Genomic DNA, 14,064 nt, shown 5'->3' with positions numbered 1-14,064 from the left:
CGTGAGGAAGGCACCCGGCGTCGGTGGCGACGTCGCGGGGGGGGTGTGGGGCCCCACACCCCCCCCCTCCCCCCACCGCCCCCCCCCCCCACGCCCTTGTCCGTCGGCAGGATTGACATCTAACATTTCAGTTCATGGACGCACTCCGGCCCGTGCAGCGCACCCTTCTCCGGGACCGTGCCTACGAGGCGATCCGCGATGCCATCGTGGGGGGCGAGCTCGAACCCGGTGCGGTGGTGCGGGACGCCGAGCTGGCCGAGCGGCTGGGGCTGTCGCGGGCGCCGGTGCGGGAGGCCTTCTCCCGGCTGGTCGACGAGGGGCTGCTGGAGAGCAAGCCGCAGAGCTACACCCGGGTCACCGAGCTCGTCGCCGCGGACGTACGGGACGCCGCCGCCGTGGTCGGCGCGCTGCACGAGCTGGTCACACGGGTCGGCGTGCCCCGGCTCTCCGCCGCCGGCGTCGGGGCGATGCGCGCGGCCAACGACCGGTTCGCCGCGGCGGTCGGCGCGGGTGACGTCGACGCGGCGCTGCGTGCCGACGACGAGCTGCACGACATCCTCGTCCACGCCGCCGGCAACCGCGCGGCCGCTGCGACCATCGCCCGCTACACCCCCCTCATCCGCCGCCTGGAGCGCCGCCGCTTCGGCGAGAGCAGCTGCCGTTCGGCCGGACTGCACGAGCAGCTGATCGGCGCCTGCGCGGACGGCGACGTGGACGAGGCGGTCCGTGTCACCGCGGAGATCTGGCGCACCCTCACCGACCTCGCCGACGGCGACTGATCCCGATCCCGGGAGGACTCATGTCCCTTTCCTCGTACGAGCGTTACCCCCTGCTGTTCGGACCCTCGCCGGTGCACCGGCTGGAGCGGCTGACCGCGCACCTCGGCGGCGCCTCCCTGTGGGCCAAGCGGGAGGACTGCAACTCCGGCATCGCCTACGGCGGGAACAAGACCCGCAAGCTGGAGTACCTGGTCGCCGACGCGCTCGCCAAGGGCTGCGACACGCTCGTGTCGATCGGCGGCGTGCAGTCCAACCACACCCGCCAGGTCGCCGCGGTCGCCGCCCGGGCCGGGCTCAGGTGCGTGCTGATCCAGGAGAGCTGGGTCGACTGGCCGGACTCCGTCTACGACAAGGTCGGCAACATCCTGCTCAGCCGGCTGGCCGGGGCGGACGTGCGGCTGGTGCGGGCCGGGTTCGGGATCGGGTTCAAGGAGAGCTGGGAGCAGGCGCTCGGGGAGGTCGAGGAGGCGGGCGGCACGCCGTACGCCATCCCGGCCGGCGCCTCCGACCATCCGCTCGGCGGACTGGGCTTCGCCGGGTGGGCCTACGAGGTCGCCGAGCAGGAGCGGGAGCTGGGCGTCTTCTTCGACACCGTGGTGGTGTGCTCGGTGACCGGCTCCACGCAGGCCGGGATGGTCGCCGGGTTCGCGGCGCTGGAGGAGGCGGGCGGGCGGCCGCGCCGGGTGATCGGCATCGACGCCTCGGCGAAGCCGGCCGCGACGAAGGAGCAGATCGTACGGATCGCCCAGGGCACCGGCCGGCTCATCGGCGTCGAGCGGGAGCTGACCGCCGCGGACGTCGAGCTGGACGAGCGGTACCACGCGGGTACCTACGGCATCCCGGACGAGAGCACGCTGGAGGCGATGCGGCTCGCGGCCCGTACGGAGGGGATGGTCACCGACCCCGTGTACGAGGGCAAGTCGATGGCGGGGATGGTGGACCTGGTCGCGCGCGGCGAGATCGCGCGGGACGCCACGGTGCTGTACGCACACCTGGGCGGGCAGCCCGCCCTCAACGCGTACAGCGCGCTGTTCTGAGGCGGGTGCCCGCGGCCGGGTGGTCGGTCAGAGGATCTGGGCGCCCGGCTTCACCATGTTGCGGACGGTGCGGGCCTTCACGAAGTCGCCGATGGCGGTCATCTCCCACTCGCCGGAGAACTGGCGGATCAGCTTCGCCATCATCACGCCGGTCTGGGGCTCTGCGTTGGTGAGGTCGAAGCGGACCAGCTCCTCGCCGGTCGCGGCGTCCAGGAGGCGGCAGTACGCCTTGGCGACCTCGGTGAACTTCTGCCCGGAGAAGGAGTTGACCGTGAAGACCAGGCCGGTGGCCTCCTGCGGGATGCGGCCGAGGTCGACCACGATGACCTCGTCGTCCCCGCCGCCCTCGCCGGTGAGGTTGTCGCCGGAGTGCTTGATCGCGCCGTTCAGGATCGACAGCTTGCCGAAGTAGCAGCTGTCGATGTGGTTGCGCTGCGGGCCGTAGGCGATGACCGACGCGTCCAGGTCGATGTCCTTGCCGCCGTACGCCGGCTCCCAGCCGAGGCCCATCTTGACCTGGCTGAGCAGCGGGCGGCCGCCCTTGACGAGGGAGACCGTCTGGTTCTTCTGGAGGCTGACCCGGCCCTTGTCGAGGTTGATCTTCCCGGCCCCCGGCGCGGGCGCCGCGGCGGCGGGCGGGGCCTGCGGAGGCGGCGGCGTGGCGGCCACGGGCGCGGCCGCCGGCGTCTGCGGGGCGGCCGGCTGGGGCGGGGCGGCCACGGCCGGCTCCTCCACGGTGACCCCGAAGTCGGTGGCGATGCCCGCCAGGCCGTTGGCGTATCCCTGGCCGACCGCGCGGGCCTTCCACTGGCCGCCTCGCAGATAGATCTCGACGACCACCAGGGCCGTCTCCGCTCCGAGCTGCGGGGGTGTGAACGTGGCCAGGACGCTGTTGTCGTCCGCGCCGCGGATCGTGGCCGTCGGTTCGATGCCCTGGAAGGTCTGGCCCGCGGCGTCCGGGCTGGCGGTGACGACGATCTTCTCGATGCCCGGCGGGACGGCGGCGGTGTCGACGACGATCGCGTCGGGTGCCGTGCCCCCGCCCGACCGGTACGTCACGCCCGGGCCGCTCGGCTGGTTGTAGAAGATGAAGTCGTCGTCGGAGCGCACCTTGCCGTCGCCCGTGAGCAGCAGGCCCGACACGTCGAGCCGCACGGGAGCGGCGACGTCCACCGCCACGCGGGCCGTGGGAAGAGGGATGTTCGAGCCAGGGGTCATAGCTGTCATGCCCCTTGAACGAGCGAGGGCGCTTTACCGTTCCCTTACTCTCCGGCCAATCGTGTCCGGCCCCCGCGCTCCCACGGCGGGGGCCGGTCCAGGGCGTCCTACGGCACCACCACGATCTTGCGGCCCACCCCCGCCGCGAACTGCTCCAGGGCCTGCGGGTAGCGGTCCAGGGAGATGCGGTCGCTGATGAAGACCTCCGGGTCCAGGACGCCGCCCGCGAAGAGTTCGGCGGCCCGCTCGAAGCTGTGCAGGACCGCCATCGAGCCGGTGATGGTGATCTCCTGGTTGTAGATGCGGTACGGGTCGATCGTCACGCGGGTCGCGTAGTCCGCGACGCCGAACTGGAGGAAGGTGCCCGCCTTCGCGACCCGGTCCAGGCCGTCCTGGATCGCGGCAGCGTTGCCGGTCGCGTCGACCACGAGGTCCCAGCCCTGGGGGCGGTCCAGCTCGTCCGCGTTCGCCGCCGAGGCGGAGACGCCGAGCTGCCGGGCGGTCTCCAGGCGCGCCGGGTTGAGATCGACCATGTCGACGCTCGCCGCGCCCGTCCGCTTGGCGAGCTCCAGCATCATCAGACCCATCGTGCCCGAGCCGTAGATCAGGACGTGTGCGCCCAGCCGGGACTGCAGGACGTCGTAGCCGCGCACGGCGCAGGACAGGGGCTCCACCAGGGCCGCGTCCTCGGTGCGCACGTGCTCGGGCAGCTTCACGCAGTTGGCGACGGGCGCCACCGCGAACTGCGCGGCGCCGCCGGCCGTGGTGACGCCGATCGCGGCCCACCGCTCGCAGAGGTTGTTGTGGCCCGTACGGCAGTAGCGGCACTCGTAGCAGTACAGGGAGGGGTCGACCGCCACCCGGTCGCCGATCGCGACCTCCGTGACCTGGGTGCCGACGCCGACCACCTGCCCGGCGAACTCGTGGCCGGGCACGATCGGCAGCTTCGGCGCGAACTCGCCCTGAAGGATGTGCAGATCTGTGCCGCACAGGCCGCAGGCGGCCACCTCGACGACGACCTCGCGGGGGCCGGGTGTCGGGTCGGGGACCTCGGTGACGACGGCGCGGCCCACGGACTCGATGACGGCGGCCTTCATTTCACGGCTCCAAGCGACAGGCCCTGGACCAGCTTGTCCTGGGCGGCGAACCCCGCGGCGAGCACCGGCAGGGAGATGACGAGCGACGCGGCGCACACCTTCGCCAGGAACAGGCCCTGGCTGGTGATGAAGCCGGTCAGGAAGACGGGGGCGGTCTCGGCGACCACGCCCGTCAGGACCCGGGCGAACAGCAGCTCGTTCCAGCTGAAGATGAAGCAGATCAGGGCGGTGGCCGCGATGCCGGGCAGCGCGATCGGCGCCACCACGCGGGCGAGGATCGTGGGCAGGCGGGCCCCGTCCACCCGCGCCGCCTCGATCACCGCCACCGGGACCTCGGCGAGGAAGGACTGCATCATCCACACCGCGATCGGCAGGTTCATGGAGGTGTAGAGGATGACCAGCAGCCAGATGTTGTCCAGCATGCCGGTGTTCTTGGCGAAGAGGTAGATCGGCAGCAGGCCCGCCACGACCGGCAGCATCTTCGTGGACAGGAAGAAGAACAGGACGTCGGTCCACTTCTTCACCGGGCGGATGGAGAGCGCGTACGCCGCCGGGAGCGCCAGCAGCAGGACCACGATCGTCGAACCGATGGACGCCACCGCGGAGTTGATCAGGGACGGCCAGGGGCTGGCGCCGCCGCCCGAGCCGAAGAACTCGCGGTAGCCGTCCAGGGTGAAGGCGGCGCCGAAGGCGGGCGGGTTCTTCGCCGCGTCCGTCTCCGAGTGGAAGGAGGTCAGCGCCATCCACGCGATGGGCAGGAAGAAGACGATCCCGACCAGCCAGGCCACCAGGCCGATGCCGGCTCCCCTGCGGCGGGGACGGGTCGATACGGCGACGGTGCTCATGCGCGGGACACCTCCTCGCGGAACAGGGACGACACCACGCGCAGCGCGAAGGTCGCGATGATGATCGAGCCGATGACGACCAGGACGCCGGCGGCCGAGGCGAGGCCGTTCTCATGGGCCTGGTAGAAGCTCTGGTAGACGGTGTAGGGGAGGTTGGCGGTGCCCAGGCCGCCCGACGTGATCGTGAAGACCGCGTCGAAGTTCTGCACGATGTAGATCGAGCCGAGCAGGGCGCCGAGTTCGAGGTAGCGGCGCAGATGCGGCAGCGTCAGATGGCGGAAGATCTGCCAGTCGCTGGCACCGTCCACCCGCGCGGCCTCCAGCTGCTGGCCGTCGCGGCTCTGCAGGCCGGCCAGCAGGATCAGCATCATGAACGGCGTCCACTGCCAGATCAGGGAGGCCTCCACCGCGAGCAGCGGGGTGTTGGAGATCCAGTCGGGCTGCGGCCCGCCGACGTAGTGCAACAGGCCGTTGAACAGGCCGTATTCGGGGTTGTAGAGCACGTGCTTCCACAGCAGGGCCGCGGCGACGGGGACCACCAGGAAGGGGGCGATCAGGAGCGTGCGGACCACGCCCCGGCCGCGGAACCTCCGGTCCAGGAGCAGGGCGAGCATCAGGCCCAGGACCAGGCTGGCCAGGACCACCGCCACCGTCAGCACGACCGTCGTCCACACCGAGTGGCGCAGGTCGGCGTCGGTCAGGACCTCCTGGTAGTTGTCGAGGCCGGTGAAGTGACGGGCCTTCGGGTAGAGGGCGTTCCAGTCGAAGAACGAGATCACCAGCGTGGCCACGAAGGGGAGCTGGGTCACCACGATCATGAAGACCAGGGCGGGCAGAAGCGGGGCGCGGGTGGCCCAGGCGCGCAGCCGGGCGGGGGGCGCGCCCTTGGTACGTACGGGAGTTGCGGCTATCGGAGCCGTGGTCGTGGCTGTCATCGCCCCTCGTACTCCTTCGAGATCTTCTCGGCGAGCTGCTGGGACTTCTTCAGGGCCGAGTCGACGGACTGGCGTCCGGCGATGGCCGCGCTGATCTCCTGGGAGACCTTGGTGCCGAGGTCGGTGAACTCGGGGATGCCGACGAACTGGATGCCGGGCGCGGGGCGCGGCTGCACCCCCGGGTCGTTGGGCCTGGCGCTCTCGATGGACTCCTTCGTCATCTCCTGGAAGGACGCCGCGGACTTGCGGTAGTCGGCGTTCTCGTAGGTCGAGGCGCGCTTGCCCGCGGGCACGTTGGGCCAGCCGCTGGTCTCGCCGACCAGCTGCTCGTAGCCCTTGCTGGAGGCCCAGGAGACGAACTTCCAGGCCTTGTCGGGGTTGCGGGAGGCCTTCTGGATGCCCCAGGCCCAGGTGTAGAGCCAGCCGGAGTTGTCGGTCTTCTCCACCGGGGCCGGCGCGTAGCCGAGCTTGCCCTTGACCGGGGAGCCCTTGGCCTCCAGGGAGCCGGCCGCGGACGTGGCGTCGTACCACATGGCGACCTTGCCCTGCGTCATGTTGTTGAGGCACTCGGCGAAGCCGGACTGCGCGGCGCCGGACTCGCCGTGCTTGCGCACCAGGTCGACGTAGAACTTGGTGGCCGCGGTGAACCCGGGGGAGTCGAGCTGCGCCTTCCAGTTCTTGTCGAACCAGGTGCCGCCGAAGGTGTTCACCACGGTGGTGAGCGGTGCCATGAGCTCGCCCCAGCCGGGCAGGCCGCGCAGGCAGATGCCGCGCATCCCGGACTTCGCCCCGTCGACCTGGGCGGCGAGCTGCGCCACCTGGTCCCAGGTGGGGTGGGCCGGCATCGTCAGGCCCTTCTCGGCGAAGACGTCCTTGCGGTACATCAGGAAGGACGACTCGCCGTAGAAGGGCTGGCCGTAGAGCTTGTGGTCGTCGGCGGTCAGCGACTGGCGCATCGGCTTGAGGACGTCCTGCTCGTCGTAGGAGGGGTCCTTGGCGACGTAGGAGTCCATCTCGTGCAGCCAGCCGTTCTTGGCGTAGATGGGGATCTCGTAGTTGCTGAGCGTCGCCACGTCGTACTGGCCCGCCTGGTTGGCGAAGTCCTGGCTGATCTTGTCGCGGACGTCGTTCTCCGGCAGGACGGTGAAGTTCACCTTGATGCCGGTCTCCTTGGTGAAGTTCTTGGCGGTGAGCTTCTGCAACTCCACCATCTGCGGGTTGTTGACCATCAGGACGTTGATGGAGTTGCCTCCGGAACCGGACCCGCCCGCCCCGACCCAACAGCCGGAGAGCAGCGGGGCGAGCAGCGTCCCTGCGGCGGCCAGGGCGAGCGTTGCTCGCGGTGGCCGTCGTCGGCTCGGGGTGCGCATGGATCGCTCCTGGACATAGGGGAATATTTGGGGCGCTTTTTGGTGTGGCAGTGCCCTGAGGGCGGCTCGGTCTGCGGGTCAGACCCTGATGACCTGTGGTCCCTGCAAGGAGTAGCGGTGGGCCTCGGCCGACGGCAGCAGCGTGCTGGTGACGATGGCCTCCAGTGCGCCGATCTCGGCGAACCGGCAGAAGCTGACCGCGCCGAACTTGGTGTGCACGCCCGCGAACACCGTGCGGCGCGCGGCCCTGATGGCCTGCGCCTTCACCTCGCTGACGGCCGGATCGGGGGTGGTCAGGCCGTGCTCGCGGGAGATGCCGTTGGCGCCGATGTAGGCGAGGTCGATGACGAAGCCGGCCAGCATCTTCGTCGTCCAGTGGTCGACGGTGGCGAGGGTGCCGGAGCGCACCCGGCCGCCGAGCAGCAGCACGGAGATGGAGTCGGACTCGGCGAGACTGCCCGCGACCGGCAGGGACGCGGTGACCACGGTCAGCGGCCGGTCCCCGGGCAGCGCCTCGGCGATGAGCTGGGGGGTGAAGCCCTCGTCGACGAAGACCGTCTCGGCGTCACCGAGCAGGTCGGCCGCGGCGGCCGCGATCCGGCGCTTCTCGGGCACATGGCTGGTGGCGCGGAAGGCGAGCGTCGTCTCGAATCCGGCGCTCTCCACGGGATAGGCGCCGCCGTGGGTGCGGCGGACCAGGCCGTGGTCCTCCAGGGCGCGCAGATCCCGCCGTACGGTCTCCTTGGCCACGCCCAGCTGGTCGGCGAGCAGGGTGACGTCGACGGAGCCCGTGGCGCGTGCGACCCGCACGATCTCGCGCTGACGCTCTTCCGCCGTCTTCGCCGTCTTCGCCGAGTTCGCCGTCATCGCCGCACCCGCCTTTCCTCTCGCTGCCCGTACGGGCCCGGGTGGGGCCCATGGGGGAAGTTCTACCCCCGGCGTGCGGCACTGACCAGGCTTGTTGCAGGCTCGATGCTGCCCGTATGTGCCCGTTTGCGGAGCGGAGTGACCGCCTCGGACCTGCGTGGCTGTGAGACACGGCGTGGGATCGGGCAGGCGCGGTGCCCGAATGCGGCGGGAGCGGGGTCAGTACGGCCAGATGGGCGGCTCGCTCACGAAGTGGCCGCCGAGGTAGGCGTGCGCGACGTCGTCCGGCTCGAGTTCGCCGTGTTCGGCGATCAGCTTCGCGGCGAACGGCTCGGAGTCGTCCTGCGGTTCGTAGCCGAGGGCGCGCGCCGTCGTGAGGTCCCACCACAGGCGGGTGTTGGCCGAGGAGCCGTAGACGACGGTGTGGCCGACGTTCTCGGCGGTCAGGGCCGCGTGGAAGAGGCGGGCGCCGTCGGCCGGGCTCATCCACACCGACAGCATCCGCACGCTGGTCGGCTCCGGGAAGCAGGAGCCGATGCGCACCGAGACCGTCTCCAGGCCGTGCTTGTCCCAGTAGAGCTGGGCGAGGTCCTCGCCGAAGGACTTGGACAGGCCGTAGAAGGTGTCCGGGCGGCGCGGGGTGTCGATCGGGATGAGTGGGTCGTCGCCCTGGGGGCGCGGGGTGAAGCCGACCGCGTGGTTGGAGGAGGCGAAGACGATCCGCCGGACGCCCTCCTCGCGGGCGGCCTCGTACAGGTTGTACGTGCCCTGGATGTTGGCCGCGAGGATCTTCTCGAAGGGGGCTTCCAGGGAGATGCCGGCGAGGTGGATGATCGCGTCGACGCCGCGCACGGCCTCGCGCAGCGCGTCCCGGTCGGCGAGGTCGGCGGTGATCGCGTCGCTCTCGCCCTCGATCGGGCGCAGGTCGAGCAGGCGCAGCTCGTGGCCGAAGGCGGGGAGCAGGTTCCGCATCAGGGTGCCGAGTCCGCCGGCGGCGCCGGTGAGCAGGACGGTGCGGGGAGCGGGCATCCTCGGGTCTCCTTGGGTCCGCCGCCTATGACAGGTGGCCGCATGCATGGACTGTATTCACATTCATGGAAACGCTATGAAGCCTGGCCCGACTCCGTCAAGTGTCACGCGGTTTGCGTGCTTGACCGGCCCGGAGTCGGCTCCATAGTGTGGCGTTGTTCAGAAATATAGACGCCGGTCAGAAGAACGTACGCGCCTGCCACAGGGAGAGCCCGTGACGCCATCCCCCCTCGCCACTCGACTCAGCATCCCCAGCGGGCCGCTGTTCTTCCCGGTCACCGCCTTCGGGCCGGACGGCTCGGTCGACCTGGACGCGTACCGCACCCATGTGCGCCGCGGGGTCGAGGCCGGGGCCGCCGCGGTCTTCGCCTGCTGCGGCACCGGCGAGTTCCACGCGCTCACGCCCGAGGAGTTCGAGGCGTGCGTGCGGGCGGCCGTGGAGGCGGCGGACGGGCGGGTGCCGGTCGTCGCCGGCGCCGGGTACGGCACCGCGCTCGCCGTGCGCTACGCGCGCCTGGCCGAGGGGGCCGGCGCGGACGGGCTGCTCGCCATGCCGCCCTACCTCGTGGTCGCCGGGCAGGAGGGGCTGCTGCGGCACTACCGCGAGGTGGCCGCCTCGACCGCGCTGCCGGTCATCGTCTACCAGCGCGACAACGCCGTGTTCACCCCCGAGAGCGTCGCCGAACTCGCCCGCACGGACGGGATCATCGGCTTCAAGGACGGCCTCGGCGACCTCGACCTGATGCAGCGCATCGTCAGCGCCGTACGCACCGAGGTACCGGGCGACTTCCTCTACTTCAACGGCCTGCCGACCGCCGAGCAGACCCAGCTCGCCTACCGCGCCATCGGTATCGGCCTGTACTCCTCCGCCGTGTTCTGCTTCGCCCCGGAGATCGCCTGCGCCTTCCACGAGGCGCTGCGCACCGGCGACGACACCACCGCCCAGCGCCTCCTCGACGGCTTCTACCGGCCGTTCGTCGAACTGCGCGCCCAGGGGCGGGGATACGCCGTCGCCCTGGTGAAGGCGGGCGTACGGCTGCGCGGTCTCGACGTGGGCGAGGTGCGCCCGCCGCTGCACGAACCGGCCGAGGAGCACGTCAAGCAGCTCGCCCAGCTGATCGAGCGCGGCTACGCCCTGCTGGAGGAGCCCAAGTGAAGGCATCGGCTTTCGTCTACCCCTGGGACGTCAACGGGGACCCGGAGGCCGCGGGCCGCATCGCCGGGCTCGGCGTGCGCCAGGTGACGCTCGCCGCGGCGTACCACTCCACGCGCGCGCTGACGCCCCGCCACCCGCGCCACCGCATCGTCACCGCCGAGCACGCCGCCGTGCTCTACCCCACGGACGCGCGCTGGGAGGGGCACGAGCTCAGGCCGTACGCGGCCGGCGACTGGGCGCCCGGGGACGCGTACGGCGAGGCCGCGGCGGCGCTCGCGGACGCCGGACTCGAGGTGCACACCTGGGTCGTGCTCGCCCACAACTCCCGCCTGGGCGCGGAGCGTCCGGACACCTCCGTCGTCAACGCCTACGGCGACCGCTACCCGTGGGCCCCGTGCATCGCCCGGCCCGCCACGCGCGCGTACCTCGTCGAGCTGGCCGCCGAGGCGGCGGTGCGGCCCGGCGCGCGCGGCACCGAGCTGGAGTCGCTCGGCTGGTACGGGCTGCAGCATCTGCACGCCCACGACAAGACCGGCGGGGTCGGCCTCGGGGATGCCGGCTCGTACCTGATGTCACTCTGCTTCTGCTCCGTCTGCCGGGAGGGTTACGGCGAACAGGGCCTGGACGCCGACGAGTTGGCGGCCTCCGTACGCGAGGCGCTGGAGCCGCTGTGGCGGGGCGCGCCCGACGACGGAGCCTGGGCCGGCGTCGAGAAGCTGCTCGGCGAGGCGACGGCGGCCGCCACGCGCGCGTGGCGCGACGAGACCGCCCGCACCCTTCAGGAGACGGCCGTCCGGGCGGTGCGCGCGGCGGCCCCCGCGGGCTTCCAGGTGCTGCTGCACGCCGACCCGGTGACCTACCACGTCGGCGCCAACGTCGGCGTGGACCCCGCGCACATCCTGTCCGTCGCCGACGGCGTGGTGGTGCCGTGCGCCGGCGGCACCGGCCTGCTGACGCCGTTCGCCGAGCAGGGCCGCGCGGACGCCGTCCTCGCCGCCAACTTCACCGTGGTCTCGGGCATGGGCGGCCGACCGGGCACGCTTGCGGCGGACGCGGCCGAGGCGCGCGGGCGTGGCGCGAGCGAACTGCGGCTCTATCACGCCGGGTTGGCGTCCGACGGCGACCTGTCGCTGGTACGGGAGGCGCTGGCCCGGCTCTGAAGAAGGGCCCCGGAGATCACCAGCAGCGCGGCGCCCAGGACGATCAGCACCAGCCGGTAGCCGACCAGTTCGACCAGGGCCGCGCCGGCCGCCAGGCCCACCACGTTCGGCGTGAACATCAGGGTGTTGGCCGTGGCGGCCGTGCGGCCCAGCAGCGCGCCCGGGGTCTCACGCTGCACGGCCGTCATCGCGGCGATCAGCACGCACGGCAGCCCCACGCCGCTCGCCGCGCTGCACGCCAGCGCCACCGGGTCGGCCGGTATCGCCCGGGCCGCCACCGCGCACGCCGTGAGGGCGATCCCGGCCGCCGCGAACCGGCGCCCGCCCAGCAGGCGCAGGGCGGGCCCGGAGACCAGACCGAGCACGACCGAGCCCGCACCCTGGACGGCGTACAGGACTCCCGCGTAGGCGGGGGCGTGGCCGAGTCCGTCGACGACGGCGTAGAGCAGCGCGCCGGACAGGCCCGCGCAGAGCATGGTGGCGCCCGCGGCCAGGACCAGGCGCCGCAGCCGGGCGTGCGCCCACAGGAAGCGCGTGCCCTCGGCCGTCCGTGCCCACCAGCCCGCCGTCGCCGGCACCACCCGGTCCTCGCGCACGCGCAGCAGGGTGCACAGCCCCGCGGCCAGGACGAAGGTGACCGCGTCCAGCAGCGCCACGCTCGGGCCGCCGTACGCCGCGTACAGGCCCGCGCCCGCGAGCGGCGCCACCAGCTTCATGCCCTCGTTCGCCGTCATGCGCAGCCCGTTGAAGTCGCCGAGCAGGGACCGGTCTACGGCGCCGGCGACGAGGGCGGACTCGGCCGCGTCCTGCACGACGCCCGCGGCGCCGTACAGGAACAGGACGGGGTAGATCAGCCAGACCCGGCCGGGGGAGTCGGCGCCGAGGAGCGTGAGCAGCAGGACCGCCAGCAGGACGTTCGTGACGACGAGCAGGGGTTTGCGGCGCACCCGGTCGGCGAGCGTGCCGAGCAACGGGCCGGCGAGCGTGGGCGCCCACATGGCGAGCAGGCACAGGGCCGCGAGGCCGTTCGAGCCCGTCAGGTCCTTGACCCACACGCCCGACGCCAGCCACAGCGCCGACGTGCCGAAGCCGGAGACCACCATGCCCGCGAGGTACAGCCCCGCGTTGCGGTCGCGCAGGACGCGCACCACCGCCCAGGCCGAATCCGGATGCGGGGCCGATGCCGATGCCGATGTCGTCATGCCTGGCCATCGTGGGTCTAAGGCCCCCGCCCGGTCATGGGGCAAGTGCCCTAGAACGGCGGCGGGAACCCGTGGGAACCTGTCGCCAATGCCCATGGGACGCGCAGCGTGTCGGCCCTAGCGTCGACGACCATGAGTTATCTCGCCCCGATCTTCGTCGGGCTTGTCTACGTCCTGCTGATGTGCCTGGTCCGGGAGCCGCACCGGCGCCGGCTGAACGCCGTGATGGTCGGCGGGGCGGGCGCCGCCTACCTCAGCGGCGGCGGCCTCGGCGGCTGGGAGTTCGCGTTCACCGCGGTGGCCACCTACGTCGCCTACCGGGGCCTGGACTCCTGGGCCTTCATCGGCGTCGGCTGGCTGCTGCACACCGCGTGGGACGTCGTCCACCACGTCAAGGGCAACCCGATCATCCCGTTCGCCCACAGCTCCTCGCTGGGCTGCGCGATCTGCGACCCGGTGATCGCCCTGTGGTGCCTGGGCGGGGGCCGGACACCACGTGATGTGCGTCAGGCGATGAGTTTCGGACGCCGCGGCGGTCTGACTCCTGAAGGACCGAAAACCTGAGGAGCAGCGGATGACCGACACGACCCTCGACCTCGGACCGCAGACGCGCGTCATCGCGAGGCTTGCCGAAGGGGTGCGCGAGGAGCACATGGCGGGGCCGACACCCTGTCCCGACTACACGGTGCGCGGGATGCTCGGCCACGTCCTGGGCCTGACCGTCGCCTTCCGCGACGCCGCCCGCAAGGACCTGGGCGGCACGACCGACACCGCCCCGGACGCCGCCGCCGTGCCCGAACTCGGCCCCGGCTGGCGCGAGGAGCTGCCCAAGATTTTGGACGAGCTCGCCGAGGCCTGGCGCGACCCGCGGGCCTGGACCGGCATGACCCGGGCCGGCGGCGTGGACCTGCCCGGTGCGGTCGCCGCGGCCGTCGCCACCGACGAGCTGGTGATCCACGGCTGGGACCTGGCCCGCGCCACCGGCCAGGACTACACCCCGGACCCGGCCGCCCTGCAGACCTCCCACGACTTCCTGCTGGCCGCGGCGAACGACCCGAGCCGGGGCGGCGGCATCTTCGGCCCGGTGTTCACCGTCCCCGACGGGGCGCCGCTGCTGGACCGGGCCGTCGGGCTGAGCGGACGGAACCCGGACTGGCGCCGGGAGCACTGAGCCGAACCGGACACAACCGACGTCGGGGGGGGGGCCCCCCGGGGGGCCTCACCTCTCTTTTTCCAACCCCCCGTACAAACCCCCCCCCCCCCCCCCCTCCCCTTCCCCCTCTTCCCCTCTCCCCCCTCCCTTCCCTCCTCTCTCCCTTCTCCTTCCTCTTTTTCCTCCTCCTTCCCTTCCTCCCCTCCCTCCTTCTTC

14 protein-coding genes are annotated in these 14,064 nt (G+C 71.9%); 6 read left to right on the top strand and 8 right to left on the bottom strand.

Annotated features, from left to right (window positions below; all coding sequences use genetic code 11):
- Window positions 1–134 precede the first annotated feature (134 nt).
- Window positions 135–779, top strand: coding sequence for a GntR family transcriptional regulator (locus tag ACFU97_RS19185; RefSeq protein WP_384257755.1), 645 nt, complete (start codon window positions 135–137; stop codon window positions 777–779).
- A 20-nt stretch (window positions 780–799) separates the two neighbouring features.
- Window positions 800–1,816, top strand: a complete 1,017-nt coding sequence (locus tag ACFU97_RS19180; protein WP_384257753.1) for a 1-aminocyclopropane-1-carboxylate deaminase — start codon at window positions 800–802, stop codon at window positions 1,814–1,816.
- 27 nt (window positions 1,817–1,843) lie between these two features.
- Here ACFU97_RS19180 and ACFU97_RS19175 read toward each other — a convergent pair whose 3' ends face one another.
- The 7 genes from ACFU97_RS19175 to ACFU97_RS19145 form a co-directional block, all read right to left on the bottom strand.
- Window positions 1,844–3,034, bottom strand: coding sequence for a TerD family protein (locus ACFU97_RS19175; RefSeq protein ID WP_384257750.1), 1,191 nt, complete (start codon window positions 3,032–3,034; stop codon window positions 1,844–1,846).
- 107 nt (window positions 3,035–3,141) lie between these two features.
- Window positions 3,142–4,131: a zinc-dependent alcohol dehydrogenase family protein gene (locus tag ACFU97_RS19170; protein ID WP_384257748.1), complete on the bottom strand. Its 990-nt coding sequence runs from the start codon at window positions 4,129–4,131 to the stop codon at window positions 3,142–3,144.
- Window positions 4,128–4,976, bottom strand: coding sequence for a carbohydrate ABC transporter permease (locus ACFU97_RS19165; RefSeq protein WP_384257746.1), 849 nt, complete (start codon window positions 4,974–4,976; stop codon window positions 4,128–4,130). Before ACFU97_RS19165 ends, ACFU97_RS19170 begins: the two co-directional genes overlap by 4 nt.
- The gene (locus ACFU97_RS19160) at window positions 4,973–5,911 is read right to left on the bottom strand and encodes a carbohydrate ABC transporter permease (RefSeq protein ID WP_384257743.1); all 939 of its coding nucleotides are present in this window, start codon (window positions 5,909–5,911) and stop codon (window positions 4,973–4,975) included. Before ACFU97_RS19160 ends, ACFU97_RS19165 begins: the two co-directional genes overlap by 4 nt.
- Window positions 5,908–7,281, bottom strand: coding sequence for an ABC transporter substrate-binding protein (locus ACFU97_RS19155; RefSeq protein WP_384257741.1), 1,374 nt, complete (start codon window positions 7,279–7,281; stop codon window positions 5,908–5,910). Before ACFU97_RS19155 ends, ACFU97_RS19160 begins: the two co-directional genes overlap by 4 nt.
- Before the next feature lie 78 nt (window positions 7,282–7,359).
- Window positions 7,360–8,148, bottom strand: coding sequence for a DeoR/GlpR family DNA-binding transcription regulator (locus ACFU97_RS19150; RefSeq protein WP_384257738.1), 789 nt, complete (start codon window positions 8,146–8,148; stop codon window positions 7,360–7,362).
- A 219-nt stretch (window positions 8,149–8,367) separates the two neighbouring features.
- A complete protein-coding gene (locus tag ACFU97_RS19145) occupies window positions 8,368–9,177 on the bottom strand; it encodes an NAD-dependent epimerase/dehydratase family protein (protein ID WP_384257736.1) in 810 nt (269 codons plus the stop codon).
- 214 nt (window positions 9,178–9,391) lie between these two features.
- Between ACFU97_RS19145 and ACFU97_RS19140 the strand changes: the two genes are divergently transcribed.
- Window positions 9,392–10,333, top strand: coding sequence for a 5-dehydro-4-deoxyglucarate dehydratase (locus ACFU97_RS19140; RefSeq protein ID WP_384257734.1), 942 nt, complete (start codon window positions 9,392–9,394; stop codon window positions 10,331–10,333).
- Window positions 10,330–11,493 carry a hypothetical protein gene (locus ACFU97_RS19135; RefSeq protein WP_384257731.1) on the top strand — a complete coding sequence of 388 codons (1,164 nt, stop codon included), beginning with the start codon at window positions 10,330–10,332 and terminating at the stop codon, window positions 11,491–11,493. The genes ACFU97_RS19140 and ACFU97_RS19135 overlap by 4 nt, the downstream gene beginning before the upstream one ends.
- Here the strand turns inward: ACFU97_RS19135 and ACFU97_RS19130 are convergent.
- Window positions 11,430–12,695, bottom strand: coding sequence for an MFS transporter (locus ACFU97_RS19130; RefSeq protein WP_384257728.1), 1,266 nt, complete (start codon window positions 12,693–12,695; stop codon window positions 11,430–11,432). The two genes, ACFU97_RS19135 and ACFU97_RS19130, sit on opposite strands and share 64 nt — an antisense overlap.
- A 132-nt stretch (window positions 12,696–12,827) precedes the next feature.
- Between ACFU97_RS19130 and ACFU97_RS19125 the strand changes: the two genes are divergently transcribed.
- Both ACFU97_RS19125 and ACFU97_RS19120 read left to right on the top strand, forming a co-directional pair.
- Window positions 12,828–13,259: a DUF6010 family protein gene (locus tag ACFU97_RS19125; RefSeq protein WP_384257726.1), complete on the top strand. Its 432-nt coding sequence runs from the start codon at window positions 12,828–12,830 to the stop codon at window positions 13,257–13,259.
- A 10-nt stretch (window positions 13,260–13,269) separates the two neighbouring features.
- The gene (locus ACFU97_RS19120) at window positions 13,270–13,866 is read left to right on the top strand and encodes a TIGR03086 family metal-binding protein (RefSeq protein ID WP_384257725.1); all 597 of its coding nucleotides are present in this window, start codon (window positions 13,270–13,272) and stop codon (window positions 13,864–13,866) included.
- The last annotated feature ends 198 nt before the right edge of the window (window positions 13,867–14,064 follow it).

The sequence above is a fragment of the Streptomyces sp. NPDC057616 genome, assembly GCF_042800575.1.
In the GTDB taxonomy this organism is placed as follows: domain Bacteria; phylum Actinomycetota; class Actinomycetes; order Streptomycetales; family Streptomycetaceae; genus Streptomyces.
The sequence above is the reverse complement of the archived record's forward strand: the minus strand, read 5'-3'. Positions and strand labels throughout refer to the sequence as shown.

Excerpts from the sequence above, each read along its gene's own strand:
- ACFU97_RS19175 (WP_384257750.1), bottom strand. The coding sequence starts at position 3,034 with ATGACCCCTGGCTCGAACATCCCTCTTCCCACGGCCCGCGTGGCGGTG.
- ACFU97_RS19155 (WP_384257741.1), bottom strand. The coding sequence starts at position 7,281 with ATGCGCACCCCGAGCCGACGACGGCCACCGCGAGCAACGCTCGCCCTG.
- ACFU97_RS19180 (WP_384257753.1), top strand. The coding sequence starts at position 800 with ATGTCCCTTTCCTCGTACGAGCGTTACCCCCTGCTGTTCGGACCCTCG.
- ACFU97_RS19125 (WP_384257726.1), top strand. The coding sequence starts at position 12,828 with ATGAGTTATCTCGCCCCGATCTTCGTCGGGCTTGTCTACGTCCTGCTG.
- ACFU97_RS19130 (WP_384257728.1), bottom strand. The coding sequence starts at position 12,695 with ATGACGACATCGGCATCGGCATCGGCCCCGCATCCGGATTCGGCCTGG.
- ACFU97_RS19185 (WP_384257755.1), top strand. The coding sequence starts at position 135 with ATGGACGCACTCCGGCCCGTGCAGCGCACCCTTCTCCGGGACCGTGCC.
- ACFU97_RS19165 (WP_384257746.1), bottom strand. The coding sequence starts at position 4,976 with ATGAGCACCGTCGCCGTATCGACCCGTCCCCGCCGCAGGGGAGCCGGC.
- ACFU97_RS19145 (WP_384257736.1), bottom strand. The coding sequence starts at position 9,177 with ATGCCCGCTCCCCGCACCGTCCTGCTCACCGGCGCCGCCGGCGGACTC.
- ACFU97_RS19120 (WP_384257725.1), top strand. The coding sequence starts at position 13,270 with ATGACCGACACGACCCTCGACCTCGGACCGCAGACGCGCGTCATCGCG.
- ACFU97_RS19160 (WP_384257743.1), bottom strand. The coding sequence starts at position 5,911 with ATGACAGCCACGACCACGGCTCCGATAGCCGCAACTCCCGTACGTACC.
- ACFU97_RS19170 (WP_384257748.1), bottom strand. The coding sequence starts at position 4,131 with ATGAAGGCCGCCGTCATCGAGTCCGTGGGCCGCGCCGTCGTCACCGAG.
- ACFU97_RS19150 (WP_384257738.1), bottom strand. The coding sequence starts at position 8,148 with ATGACGGCGAACTCGGCGAAGACGGCGAAGACGGCGGAAGAGCGTCAG.